This window comes from Aquabacterium sp. (genome assembly GCF_004297345.1).
Lineage (GTDB): Bacteria > Pseudomonadota > Gammaproteobacteria > Burkholderiales > Burkholderiaceae_C > Aquabacterium.
In genome coordinates, this window is sequence record NZ_SCTN01000501.1 from 1 (window position 1) to 12004 (window position 12004).

Annotated in this window: 13 protein-coding genes; 7 read left to right on the forward strand and 6 right to left on the reverse strand. The window is 57.9% G+C overall.

What is annotated here, in order from left to right; translation table 11 throughout:
- Window positions 1-5 precede the first annotated feature (5 nt).
- The 5 genes from EPO09_RS19295 to EPO09_RS19320 form a co-directional block, all read right to left on the reverse strand.
- Window positions 6-785, reverse strand: coding sequence for a hypothetical protein (locus tag EPO09_RS19295; protein WP_290645693.1), 780 nt, complete (start codon window positions 783-785; stop codon window positions 6-8).
- Window positions 785-1222 carry a hypothetical protein gene (locus tag EPO09_RS19300; RefSeq protein ID WP_290645695.1) on the reverse strand — a complete coding sequence of 146 codons (438 nt, stop codon included), beginning with the start codon at window positions 1220-1222 and terminating at the stop codon, window positions 785-787. The genes EPO09_RS19295 and EPO09_RS19300 overlap by 1 nt, the downstream gene beginning before the upstream one ends.
- A gap of 1326 nt (window positions 1223-2548) precedes the next feature.
- A complete protein-coding gene (locus EPO09_RS19310) occupies window positions 2549-2848 on the reverse strand; it encodes a hypothetical protein (RefSeq protein WP_290645697.1) in 300 nt (99 codons plus the stop codon).
- Window positions 2845-3159 (reverse strand): hypothetical protein, encoded by a 315-nt coding sequence (locus tag EPO09_RS19315; RefSeq protein WP_290645699.1) that lies wholly within the window; start codon window positions 3157-3159, stop codon window positions 2845-2847. The genes EPO09_RS19310 and EPO09_RS19315 overlap by 4 nt, the downstream gene beginning before the upstream one ends.
- A gap of 383 nt (window positions 3160-3542) precedes the next feature.
- Entirely contained in the window at window positions 3543-4100 is a 558-nt protein-coding gene (locus EPO09_RS19320; RefSeq protein WP_290645701.1) for a hypothetical protein, read from the reverse strand.
- Between the two features lie 362 nt (window positions 4101-4462).
- Here EPO09_RS19320 and EPO09_RS19325 point away from each other — a divergent pair, with 362 nt between their 5' ends.
- From EPO09_RS19325 to EPO09_RS19335, 3 genes are all read left to right on the forward strand, one after another.
- On the forward strand, window positions 4463-5116 hold the full coding sequence (locus tag EPO09_RS19325) for a hypothetical protein (protein ID WP_290645703.1): 654 nt from the start codon (window positions 4463-4465) through the stop codon (window positions 5114-5116).
- On the forward strand, window positions 5116-5637 hold the full coding sequence (locus EPO09_RS19330; RefSeq protein ID WP_290645705.1) for a hypothetical protein: 522 nt from the start codon (window positions 5116-5118) through the stop codon (window positions 5635-5637). Before EPO09_RS19325 ends, EPO09_RS19330 begins: the two co-directional genes overlap by 1 nt.
- 540 nt (window positions 5638-6177) lie before the next feature.
- Window positions 6178-7035, forward strand: a complete 858-nt coding sequence (locus EPO09_RS19335) for a hypothetical protein (protein WP_290645707.1) — start codon at window positions 6178-6180, stop codon at window positions 7033-7035.
- A gap of 44 nt (window positions 7036-7079) precedes the next feature.
- Here the strand turns inward: EPO09_RS19335 and EPO09_RS19340 are convergent, their stop codons facing one another.
- On the reverse strand, window positions 7080-8519 hold the full coding sequence (locus EPO09_RS19340) for an integrase family protein (RefSeq protein WP_290645709.1): 1440 nt from the start codon (window positions 8517-8519) through the stop codon (window positions 7080-7082).
- 412 nt (window positions 8520-8931) lie between these two features.
- On the opposite strand from EPO09_RS19340, the gene EPO09_RS19345 reads away from it, so the two are divergent.
- The 4 genes from EPO09_RS19345 to EPO09_RS19360 form a co-directional block, all read left to right on the forward strand.
- Window positions 8932-9186, forward strand: a complete 255-nt coding sequence (locus tag EPO09_RS19345) for a hypothetical protein (RefSeq protein WP_290645711.1) — start codon at window positions 8932-8934, stop codon at window positions 9184-9186.
- Window positions 9187-9266: 80 nt separating this feature from the next.
- The gene (locus EPO09_RS19350; RefSeq protein ID WP_290645713.1) at window positions 9267-9548 is read left to right on the forward strand and encodes a hypothetical protein; all 282 of its coding nucleotides are present in this window, start codon (window positions 9267-9269) and stop codon (window positions 9546-9548) included.
- 283 nt (window positions 9549-9831) lie between these two features.
- Complete coding sequence (locus EPO09_RS19355) at window positions 9832-11277, forward strand: sensor histidine kinase KdpD (RefSeq protein WP_290645715.1); 1446 nt, start codon at window positions 9832-9834, stop codon at window positions 11275-11277.
- Window positions 11278-11452: 175 nt separating this feature from the next.
- Window positions 11453-12004, forward strand: a 552-nt coding sequence (locus tag EPO09_RS19360) for a Tar ligand binding domain-containing protein (protein ID WP_290645717.1), incomplete at its 3' end; no start/stop codon positions are given.

Below are 12004 nucleotides of genomic sequence, written 5' to 3' on the forward strand. Positions count from 1 at the left end.
CGGGTTCATACGGTTTGTTCCTGTTCAGATGTGGTCACGCGCATAGCCTCGGGTTGCATCCTTGGCGCCTCGCTTTCCACCATAGGTATGGCAACAGTTAAAAGGTGTTCGAATTTCGAAGTGGTCAAGCAAATTTGGTTTTCGATTGGCTGAACGCCTTGAAACCCTTTATCCATCGGCGTTTTAGGCTGTTTTGCGGGGTGTCTGCGTCGGTTCGAATTTCGAACTGATGAAGGTTGAGGGTGTTCGAAATTCGAACTGTCAAAACTGGTTCTCAGTTCGGATTTCGAATTGACACAGTTCGAATTTCGAACGGCACTTTTTTTCTTGGGTGCCTGTGTTTTGGCATCTACCTCTGCCGTCTTGATGGCTGCGCGTGCCTGCTCGACGGACTCGAAACGCCGCCAGTCATGGGACGCGGCAACAGCGTCAAGGCCCAACTTGGGAACCGCGTAGCAGTCCTGATCGGTGAATCGGAACAGCGAGCACACATTGCTACCGTTGACGACACCCACTGATGCCCTGGTCTTGGCGATGAGTCCGACAGCCAGCAGTTCGCGCAGCGCCTTGGCTAGCGTTGACGACGACGTGAAGCCGTCATCACGCAGTTGCGAAAGCGCGGCGTTGATGTTGCCGTTGTTGCTGCCGTTCATCTTGCTGCGCAAGGCGAGGTATAGCGCCTTTCCCGTCCATGACAGCGCCCCCCAAGATGGCGAACGCAGAACCTCCTGATAGACGCGCACGAACGGGCCCATGGGGTCACGGGTTGCCGGCTTCTTCGCCATTAGCGCTCCCTTGTCGGGTCTATGCGGGTCGTGAAGCTGGCTGAATTGCGCAAGGCTGCCTCGCGTTTCGCCTTAGGTGCTTCCTTGCGGCGCTCGCTGCGCTGCTTGAGGACATCTGGGACGAATTCATCAGCCCCGGCCCGTGAGGCTGCGCTGATAGCCTCGGTTGACAGGTAGTACTCGCAAACCTGCTCCACACGGCCATCGCCACAACCGACAGAGAAGTCGTGGCGCTTGATTGGCCATTCGAACTTCGTACGGAGGATGTGCACGGCGCTGGCCAGGCGGGTGGTGTTCAAGCCGGCGACGGCATCCAGACCGGTCAGGCGCTCGCTGAGCAATAGTCTCGCCAAAACTTCGCTCTGCAAGGTGTTGCGGCGGCCTGGAAAGATGCCGACAATCGCGGTGTCACCCTGCGCGCCTGCCATCTCATTCATTGGGTGGTGGGCGTTGCTCATTACTGCACCCCCAATACACGCTTGATTTCAGCCACTGACCACGCCAAGCGCCCATTAACGCGAATTGGTCGCAGTGGACCGCTCTCAAGACATGACCAGATCCGCAGCGTCTGCTGGCTGCGGTTCAGGTAGTACGCAGCCGCAGCGGTTTCGACCGTGGGTCGGGTAACAGACTCAATTGGTGGGAAAGACTTGCCATGCAGGCGCATGGCTTCTGCTGCCATTCGCACTTGCGAGCTGTTGAGGCAATCGCTCATAGGTACCTTTCAGAAACGAAAAAGCCCGCAGGGCGAACCATGCGGGCATAAAAAAACCCACCAGCAGCTAGGCGTGGTGGGTCGGGAGTGAGCTAGCGGCTAGGCCAGCTTGGAAACGAAAAAGCCTCGCAGGTGCGAGGCTTGAAAATTGTCAGGGCGAGCGAGCGCCCATCAAGAGGCCGAACATCACACAGTCGGCTTGCGGGTGGCAACCCACCGTCAAATTACCCCATGACCGCGTACAGCCGATGGAGCAACAAAGAACGATTTGGGCAAGCTTACGCCCCAACAAGTCCGGACATCACAAGGCCGGATCTCGGGATGCAACCATCCTTCGAATTACCCCAGCGCGAACGCATCGGGAAGGGGCCAGAAGAATATATTTCAAAACGCACAGAAATACAAACATATGTTTGGGGGTAACGCAAACAACCTCGTATAGCTGCGGCGCCGACTGAATCTGGCTAGGCCACGCCCGGCGCGGTGGCTGGGCGCGACCCATGTCACTTCACGGCCAGGCCAGTTAGTCGCTCAGGTGGCCTGCACCGCCGAAGGAGGCCCTCGTGAAAGATTGCAGTACGAATCAACTCATAGCTTATTGACTTGTCTGGGCCACTAACTCGAAGAGTGTGTATGGGCCGGTCCACGGCCTCGACAACCCAAGATTCACCATAGCCTTTATGCAGCCATAGCACACGGACCAATGCGCCGTGGTTTTTAGATGAAGCACGAAGGAGTTCCTGGCACTCCCAAACCATGCAGTAATCGCCAGGGTGCAGACGGCCCCAGCCTCTGCCCCAGTGGTACCGCCTATCAACGTTCGGGGGATAGCGCCCGCGCCACCGTATGTTCACCACAGGATCTCGCTCTTCGCTGAACAGACAAACAACGTTGTCGGCCAGCTTGCGGCGCGCTCCCTTTCGCATCTCCTGCACTGGATCTGCTGGCAGCACAACAAAGGGAAAACCGGGGGGCGGTTTGATGCCGTCTGGTAGTTCAAAGAACGGCCGCTGGCATTGTGTGAATTGAATGGGGGAACTTGACACGTTCATGCTGCGCTCCCTTCGCCTGCAACTTGCTGCAACTCGACCAGCAACTTCCGCCTGCGCTCGGACTGCTCCCAGATGTCATCTGCGCAAGCCTTTGCGGCAACAATGAGATCCTGCATGACATCGCCCAGCATTGGGATGGCATCATCGGTGAGCACGTATCTGCTGCGATCAACGGTTTCTGAATCGCCCAGGACAACGGCGCAGCCGGCGAGCCCGCTAACTTGGCTCAAGAGCCCGAGAATTCGGTCATAGGAAGAACTGTCGAACTTGACATCGTTGGTATTGCTCGCGCTCATGCTGTAGCTCCTTGCTCGGTAGCTTCTGCAGCGGCTTTGACCTCGGGAGCAAACCAATCTATGGCGCCACCCCGCACTATGTGACCACCCAGCAGTTCGCTCGCTCCATCTGCCATCGCGCCAATCTGCTGAATCACGGTTAGCAGTTGCATCACCTCCTGCTCAAGCCTATCCCCGTCACCGAGGATGGTCCCCAGCGTGCGATGGGTATAGCCATCAGTGATGTTGGCTGTCGTTGCTATGGCCTCCAAGGTCAGGAGGGCTTTGTTCAATTGCTGGCTGCTTTGGCCGGCTGCGGTGGTGTTTGCCATGGTGGCTCCTGGTAGCGGTTTTATACCCGCCATCCCCAACGCCAATTGAGGGTGGCAGACCGTGCAGGGTTGGCGTACCGGACCAGGGCCGGCAGGGGTTGCCCCCTCCCCACACGGCCCGCCATAAACGAAGCCATGCGCGCAGCTCACTCCGCCCACGAATCATGTGGACGTGAAAAAGCCGCTCCAACGGAACATTGGCGCGGCTTGCTGCGCCTGGTTCGGGACGCCAATCCCGGCCCCTGATTTTTGCAGAGGTGAGAGAAGGTTAAGACGTCAGGGCGCAGCAGTCAAGCGCTTTCGACAAGGCTAGACGCGATAGCCAGCACCGTCATCCCGAAGAAGAGGGGCGCACGCCTACATGTGGGGGCACAGTCTCGGTTTTAGGCTAGACGCCAAATGCGGCAGTGCTCATCACCAACCTTGCGAACGATAAATCTCGCAGTCGGATTCGCCTTGCGATAGGCGTACTGAGCGTGCGCAGCTGCATCTTTCGCCTCGAGCGCCAAGCACACACTGTCGCCAGGCCCCATCCTGTCAAGCAGCCCAGCCCAAAGGCCGGCCCTTGGCTGTACGCGCTCAACAACTTCAATGCCAGACTCAATGACTAGCGCCGAAAAGTCGATAAACACTGGAGACTTTCGGTTTGCACTTTTGGCCCTCTTCGCTGCAGCCAACGGCTTAGCAAAAGGCTTGGGAATGCCTCGCTTCGAATAGTTCAAGAGCCAGACAAGCTCACTGTCGGCGTTGAGTTCTCGCTTAATTTTGTTCGCTGCAACAGCAGGCCGCAGAACGTCATCCACTTGAACGACATCAATACCGAATTTGGTTGCGACATCTCGACGTGTCAGTTCTTCTGTTGGGTTGGCTTCGAGAAAGTCGATCACGCGCCAAACTGTGGAATCTCTTGGAGCCCGGAACAGGGCCAATTGACGTGTCATGGGAATACCTTTTGTCCTAGACGGTGGTTCGCCGCTAGGACATCCAGCGGCGACATCAAGCCGCCGCCTACGGTCCCGGCTCTGCTGATGCGGGCACGGGTATAAGCGACCTCCACGCGACGCTCAATCGAGTCAAGAAACGAGAGTATCTAGACGTGCCATTGACCGAAAGTAATGGGTACGCCTTGTATCGCAGCGAGCAAATAGGACACGCATGAACACAGTCCGAAACTGCATGACTGTATTTCCCGTGCAATGCAGAGCCGCTTGCACGTTGGACTGCGCCCTCAATCCGTGGGGCCCCGCCCTCAGCTTCAAGGAATATTCGGCTACGCTTCAGATACAAAACCTGGGAGTTGCAAATGGCGCTAATCAAATGCCATGAATGCGGACATGACGTGAGCACCGAGGCCACTGCTTGCCCGAATTGCGGGGCGAAGCCCAAAAAGTCAGGGGTATCGCTTTTTCACATCGTTTCCGGAACCATCATCTTGGGACTGGTGCTTTTGCTCTTTGCGTCAAAGAAGCATCAAAGTGAGACCTCCGAGGCAACAACACAAACGACTGCCAGCGCGCAAGCGGAAAGTCCAGCAAGCGAGCCAGACTTCAAGTTTCCAGACCCGCCAAAACATCGCTATGCAATGCGCAAAGGCGACGAATACGGCTATGAGCGTGATTTATCCCAGGAGGACATCTCAAAGGGAACCAAGGCTACCGCTTTAATTATGGTGAGGCTAATTCAAGCTGATCATGGGTCTTACCGACTTGTTTCGACTGACGGCCCTGTTCAAACGATGATTTCGTGTGAAGAGCCGTGTGAATTCATGACCGTGAGCATGATGCTGCCAGGAATCACAAACAAAAGTCAGACATTGCGCGCTGATCCAAACACTATTGGAGGGGCTATGCTTCAAGACGCAAGGAATGGACTCCTTGAGTTGGCGGGGCAAGCAAAACGTCCAGCTCAGCCCGCGTCTTCGGTTGACGAGCAAACTCAAGAGACGGATGGAACTTGATGATGTACCGACAAGCCGTTACCAAAGTTGGTGCAGCGATCATGCTTATTGCATATCCTATTCTGGGCTTGACCGCAGACATCACGCGGCTATCAGAAGCTGAATTCGATGCTCAGTTTCGATGCCCTGAAACGTTTGTCGATGAGCAGCATAGCCAGCTAGCACTGGCCGAGTTTGTTGCATGGTATGGCGCTCACCATAAAGAGGTCACCGTCGAGAGTTTGACTACGTACAGAATGCATTTGCTCAACAAGCACAAATGCGAAGTGACTCTCGCCAACATTCGCCAGTCAAGTGAGACGCCGCCCCAAGCTGTACCGGAGTACAACGCAAGAACATCGTGCTCAGGAAATGCGAGATGCGTTGATGGTGAGATGGCCGCGAAGCGTTGGATCCAACAGAATTGGGCATCCATTTCCGGCAACTCAAAAACGTACTGCTTGTCGGCCTCGACCAAAGCACACAATACCTCTTACCGTCAGATGCGCGATTGCCTTGTCTATGAAGACAAGCGCAGATGATCGAGGCATTCACGGACCATGCTCCGGTCAACTAGATGGCCAGCTACAGGACCACCCCTGCACATTTGTTAAGTTGTTGGCAGGCATGACCCCGCTAGAACGCCTTGAAAGCGCTGTGCGCTTTTGTCTCTGAACATGGCACGCTCACTGTCCGCCTGAGCCAAGCATATCGCCAACACTTGCGGCACATAGGGCCGGGGGACGTGCCGGGCGAACTGGCGACGCAGTGGCAGACGATTCAGGATCGGTTTGGCCATGGGGATGTGGGCGCCACTCTGGAGGGCATGGCACCCAAGGCGACATCCCAACTCGTCCTAGACATCTTCGAGTTGAGCTGCGCACTGTCGCAGGGCCTCTATCACTGAGGTGAGGTGCGCCGTCGCTGAATCCCGACGATTGGGTAAAGTTTCTTTGCTGCACTGCGGGAAATGAACCGTGCACACCCATCGGTGTGGGCCTCACTCGATGGGGCGTGGTGACAATCTCCCGTGGCCGCTTTGGCCGCCCATCCACAACACTGATTCCCGCAGAGAGCATCACATGTCATACCCGAATCCAAAATTTATCAAGGGGCTCATCGCCACTACGCTGGCGCTGGCTGCCGTTCAAGCTGCGCAGGCTGAAAACAAGCTATTTCCGACCGATGTACTGAACCAGGGGCAACTTGATGCGTCAGCAACGCTCTCAGGCAGCAAGTCAACCGATGACTTTGTTTACAACCCATCCAGCCAACCTGGCACCAGCAAGAACTACACGAGCCAACTATCTGCTGGTATGCGTTATGGCGTGAATGCCAGTCTCACTGTTGGTGGAACAGTTTCGGGCGTTGATGAGCGCGCCACCACCATCTACAACAACGTGCCCGTGCGCTACGACGACACGGCATCAGGTATTCACAGCGAGTCGATATTTGCCAAGTACGCGTTTATCGGCGGGAAGAATGCGCCGATGACACTGTCCGGGGAAATCACCGCAACCACCTATTCAAGCCACAACATTGGCGGTGACGGCTACAACGCGGCAACTGTGCAGCTTTTCGCTGGCTGGGACTGTGGGCAAGGAGTTCGCAGCTACGCCACCTTGCACTTCACCGCGCCAGACCGGGGCAACCACACAAAGAGTGAAGGAGTTACGGTCGGCTCCTGGATTAGCGTTAGCGACAATGCGACGATTATTCCGAGCCTATCGCTGTCGCACTCGCAGGAGACAACGACTACTCCCGCGACCAGCAGCTACACATTGGGGCTGGCTGGTCTCGTTGCTGTAGACACAAACACATATCTCCGGCCAGCAGCGAGCATCGGCAAGCAAACCTCACACGATAGCTTGAACGGCAATTTCCACTACGACGGCTCCAAGACTGAAAGCGCAAGCCTCGAGCTTTATCACCTGTTCTGACGAAAGGTGGGGCCCATACCGGGCTCCGCTTTTGGCAGCACCAGTCAGGCCGCAGATACAACGCGCAGCCCTTGGGGCTGGCCAGCATCGAACTTAATCCCGGCCTGCTCTAACACCCACGCCTCGATGCGTTCGTGATGCACGCGCAGCAGATCCAGCGGACGCCGCTTGTAATGCTTTTCAGCGGTGGCGCTGGGCTTGTGACCTTGGATCTGGGCCACCACGCCCGTGGGCACCTCCAGCCATTCGGTCAGGCTGGCGAAGCTGCGGCGCAGGCCGTGCAGCGTAAGCCCTTCCAGGCCAGCCGTGGCACAGGCGCAGCGGTGGGCAGTGCTGGGATCCGACAGGTGGCCCGTGGCGCTTGCCGGCGAGATGTCGCCGGCTGGTGCAGCGCGGCCCGCTTGGTCGGCATCACGCCCGCGGCGCTTGATGTTCTTGGGATCCATCTTGAGGGTGCGCGTGCTAGCGAACACCCATTCATTGCGACACGGCAGGCCGGCCAGCAGATGGGCCACATAGGGCGTCAACGGGATCACGCGCTCGCCCTCCACCTTGTCACGGATGGTCAGCCCTTTCCATTGCGTGTTGACATCTTCCCACTTGAGCGTGAGCACCTCACCAGGGCGGGCGCCGGTGAGCAGCATGACCTGCAGGTAGGCCACCACCACCGGATTTTGAATCCGGCGCACCGCGTCAAACCAGACAGGCAACTGCTCACGCTGCAGGGCATCGTCCTTCACAGATGGCTTTCCCAACATCTCGCGAGCCTTTTTGGTCTTGGCTGGGTTGGCAGTGGCCAGCAGGCGCGAATACTCAGGATGCTCGGCGCACCAGTTCAAGAACACCTTCAGGCAACGCCAGCACAGGCGGGCATAGGTGGGCCGGGCCTTGGCGTGTTCGGCGGCCCAGGCCTCAACCCTGGCCGGCGTCAGGTCACGTAGCGGCCACGCCAGCAACTCGAACACAGGGCCGGGCAAGGTCTTGGGCTTGGTGCCGTCTGGCAGGGCTTTCACACCGCGCTTGGAAACCACACCACCAGCCTTGGCCATCTTCTCGTGGTCAGCGTAGTGGCGCTCACCCCAGAACGGCCGGCGGTCGGCCAGGTACACGTCCCATACCTCACCCACCGTCACCGCGTCCAACTTGTCAGATTCCGCTTGCGCCACTTCAGCGGCCCGCTTTGCATCTGCAGCAGCGATTGCATCGCGCTTGAGGTCACGAGGATCCTTGCCCTCGTCTATCAGGCGCTGAAGCTCTCGGGCCTTGGCATGAGCGTCGGGGATGCTCCAGACGGAAGGGCTGCCAATCGTGATCCGAACGTCCTTGCCTTGGTAGACACCCTGGAACACATAAGCGGGCTTGCCGGCCGGAGTAACGCGAAGCCCAAGACCAGGCGAACCGGAGTCCCACAGGAACGCCTGTTTCTTGCCTTCTGGGCACTTGAAGTTAGCCACCCGGGCTTGGGTAAAAGAGACCTTGGCCATGCTGCCCCCGGTCTTACATCGGCCCATTATGTAAGGCGGGATGTAAGACTTTTTCTGAAATATCGCCGAATGACAATCAACAAATCAAGGCCAGATGCGACATTAAGTTGTTGATTTACATTGACTATACCAACAACAATCAACAAAGGCAAATACATAAAACAGCGGAATCATAATCCGCAGGTCAGGGGTTCGAATCCCTGAAGCGCCACCAAAATTAAGCCTAGTGCGACAAGCACTTGGCGCTGAAAGCCACCCTAGCGGTGGCTTTTTGCTTTGTACTCATGCATTGCTGCGCTGACCAGCAGTGATGTCAGGTTGCATCACCCCTCCCTGAGCCGTCCCTAAAGTTAGGGCTGGCATTGCGCCAGCGAACACCCAGAATGACAGGCACACATCAAGGGAGGTTCACATGCAAACCAAACACCTGACTTTGCTTCTCGTTGCCGTTATGGCAACAACAACATCGTTGGCCACGACGCGCAATCAGTGCACTGGCGGCGGCGGGACGCCGACTCTGGATACCAACTCGGGGCGCCCAGGTTTCACCGGCACTTATTGCTCCGGTGGTAGCGCTTCAGTGCGCGACACCGTGATCAGCGATCTGAAACCTCACAAGCCTGGCACGAAACTGCCTCCCAAGCAAAACAAGAAGATTGATAGTTAAGCGCCCCACCCTGCCTGCACAGGGTCTGTGGAGCATGTCCTGCGCTGAGGCTGGACATGCGCTGGGTTAAATTGGCGGGCATGACCACACTGGAACGCCTGGAAAACGCCGTGCGCATTCTTGCCTCCGGGCATGAGGCACTCGTCGTCCGGCTAGTGACGGCATACAGGCAGCAATTGCGCCATGTCAGACCAGGTGACATGCCGGCAGAACTGGTATCGCAGTTGAACGCCATTCACGCTCGATTTGGCCATGGCGGGATCGAAGACCATCTGCAAGGCATGACGCCCAAGGCTGCGTCGAGACTGGCCCTGGACATCTTCGAGTTGAGTTGCGCGCTCTCGCAAGGGCTTTATCACTGAAGCAAGCACCGCCTATGCCAATATGGCGGCACCGTCCATTTCAGCGAGAACACAATGGAGAGCGTCAGCCTAGCTGATCTACCACTTGTTCCAAGCAAGTCAGGTTTGGCGTAGTGGATTTAAAAGGCCGCAGCCGCGACGCTGAGGCCTTTCGTATTTTCGGAACAGATGTCACTCGAATGTCGGGCGGTCTTGCCCGCCTGCCTCTGGCCCTTAACGGCTCACGCTACATTGCGTGTTGGTCTCAACGGGAGACCACGGGGCGTCACTCAGGCATTTCGACATGTTCCATCCGCAAACTGCATTTTTCCTGACTGGCGTGCTCTACATTGCGCTGCCGCTGACCGCATGGTCGATTCTTCGGCGCCGTCATGATGGCCGCTCGGTCGCCCTGTGGTGCCTGGGCGGGGGGGCACTGGGCCTTGGCACATCGCTGATCGGTTTGCGCGACGTCGCGCCCAACTGGATGAGCTTCTTGCTCGCCAATTTGCTGATCTTCGCCAGCTATCCCCTGCGGGCCATGTCGCTTCAACGGGAGTTGGGCAGCCCGGAGCGCTTGACACTGGCATGGGCAGCATGGCTCGTGCCAAGCGGGTTGTACCTGGTGCTGCTGGCTCTCACGAATACGGATCCGCCTCGCGTGATTCTCAGCGCTGTGGAAAATAGCCTGGGTGCGGCCGTCCTCGCATGGCTATCGTGGCGCATGTTCAGGTTCAAGGGCTATCGCAGCGCGGCGATGCTGTCCGCCGCCTATGCGCTTTTCGCTTTGTCCATGATGGCTCGCGGTGTCGTGTTCGTGAAAGACATTCAGCACTTGTCCACGTTCTCGCCGGGCTGGCCGCTGACCTTCGCCTTTGTGGCCGCCATCATCGCCGCGCTATACGGCAACCTGGGCTACATCGGCATTGCCCTGGAGTCTGCCCGCGAGGTGGAGTTGGCACGGGCGATGGAACTCAGCCGCGAGCAGGAAAAGCGCAAGCAGGTCGAATTGCATTCCAGTGAACTGTCTGCGCTGCTGGAAGAACGCACGCAACTGCTGGCGCATCGCGAAGAGATGCTGGGTGTGCTGGCGCATGAGGTTCGCCAGCCCTTGAACAACGCTTCGGCAGCACTGCAAAGCGCGGCCGCCGTACTGGGGCGCGTGCAAGACGAACAAGGCGCCCTGGTTCGCCTCCAGCGGGCAAACGCGGTTTTGATGCAGGTATCCGCCTCGCTGGACAACGCGCTGGCAGACGCCGTGCTGTTGGACAGTCCCGAGCCGATGGACCGCCAGGAGGTGGACATCGACACCTTGATCGAACTGGTGCTGGCGGACATTTCCCCCGGTGAGCGAGGCCGGGTTCAGGTCGTGCGATCCGCCGCAGCCAGAACAGCTGAGATGAACCTGAGCCTGATGCGCCTGGCGCTGCGCAATCTGATCGTCAATGCGCTGACTTACTCACCGAGTGACGGCGAGGTCACCGTGCAGATCCACGACATGGACAAACCGCTGGGCGTGAGCATCGATGTGTGCGACAAGGGCCCCGGGTTCCAGCCAGAACTGGTCGGCAAGTTGTTTTCACGAGGCCAGCGCGGCACACGGTCCTCTCAACCGGGTGGCCATGGCCTGGGCCTGCACATCGTCAAGCGGGTCATGCAGATGCACGGCGGCACAGCCTCGCTGGGGCGCAACGACCCCGGTCAAGCCGTGATCATGCGGTTGACGCTGCCTCATCAGCTTGAGGCGTGAGGCTTGCTCGCCAGCAAGCGATCTGGCGCATCAGCGCATCGAATAGGCCGGCGCGAACAGCGCTTATCCATGCTGCGTTCGAGGCCATCCCCTACTAAGCTTTGAAGTGACTTCATGCCGATGGCACAGGTTTAGCTGTGTCGTGGGGGCTTCGATTGCTCGAAATGGATGCGCCATGCTCAAGAACATCAAACTCGTTCATTACTTCAAAGGCATCGTGATCTCGTTCTGGATCGCGTTTCTGCTGCTGGCAGTTCTGGCCTGGAATGGCCTATCCAGTGCCGCAGACAGCCTGCACGTGGTTCACAGCGAACGCATGAACAAGGCCGACAAGCTGGGCGAGATGGCGCAGAACATCAGCCGCAATCGCGCCGAGATCCTGTTGATGTTCCAGCATGATCCCCAAGGTCGCATGCACGGTATCCACGACCATGCCCTGTCGGCGCACTTCGACAACTACGACAAGCGCCGCGAAGAGACGAACAAGATGTGGGATGCCGTGAAGGGCATGAAAGCCAATGCCGATGAGGCCAAGCTCATCGCCGAGGTAGACCAGGCTCGCAAAGCCTGGGTGGCGGAAGTGAACCAGGCGCTGGCATCCTTGAAACGCAACGAGTTCAGCACCGATGTGATGGCCGGCTACCTCAAGGCTGGCCGCACGGAAGGTGAAGCCATGCTCAAATCCCTTAATGCCTTGCACCAGTATCAGGAAGATGCTGCAGAGCAC

Bases quoted from the DNA above. Each gene is read 5' to 3' on its own strand.
- EPO09_RS19320 (WP_290645701.1), bottom strand. From the start codon at position 4,100: ATGACACGTCAATTGGCCCTGTTCCGGGCTCCAAGAGATTCCACAGTT.
- EPO09_RS19315 (WP_290645699.1), bottom strand. From the start codon at position 3,159: ATGGCAAACACCACCGCAGCCGGCCAAAGCAGCCAGCAATTGAACAAA.
- EPO09_RS19335 (WP_290645707.1), top strand. From the start codon at position 6,178: ATGTCATACCCGAATCCAAAATTTATCAAGGGGCTCATCGCCACTACG.
- EPO09_RS19350 (WP_290645713.1), top strand. From the start codon at position 9,267: ATGACCACACTGGAACGCCTGGAAAACGCCGTGCGCATTCTTGCCTCC.
- EPO09_RS19355 (WP_290645715.1), top strand. From the start codon at position 9,832: ATGTTCCATCCGCAAACTGCATTTTTCCTGACTGGCGTGCTCTACATT.
- EPO09_RS19295 (WP_290645693.1), bottom strand. From the start codon at position 785: ATGGCGAAGAAGCCGGCAACCCGTGACCCCATGGGCCCGTTCGTGCGC.
- EPO09_RS19310 (WP_290645697.1), bottom strand. From the start codon at position 2,848: ATGAGCGCGAGCAATACCAACGATGTCAAGTTCGACAGTTCTTCCTAT.
- EPO09_RS19330 (WP_290645705.1), top strand. From the start codon at position 5,116: ATGATGTACCGACAAGCCGTTACCAAAGTTGGTGCAGCGATCATGCTT.
- EPO09_RS19325 (WP_290645703.1), top strand. From the start codon at position 4,463: ATGGCGCTAATCAAATGCCATGAATGCGGACATGACGTGAGCACCGAG.
- EPO09_RS19300 (WP_290645695.1), bottom strand. From the start codon at position 1,222: ATGAATGAGATGGCAGGCGCGCAGGGTGACACCGCGATTGTCGGCATC.
- EPO09_RS19345 (WP_290645711.1), top strand. From the start codon at position 8,932: ATGCAAACCAAACACCTGACTTTGCTTCTCGTTGCCGTTATGGCAACA.
- EPO09_RS19340 (WP_290645709.1), bottom strand. From the start codon at position 8,519: ATGGCCAAGGTCTCTTTTACCCAAGCCCGGGTGGCTAACTTCAAGTGC.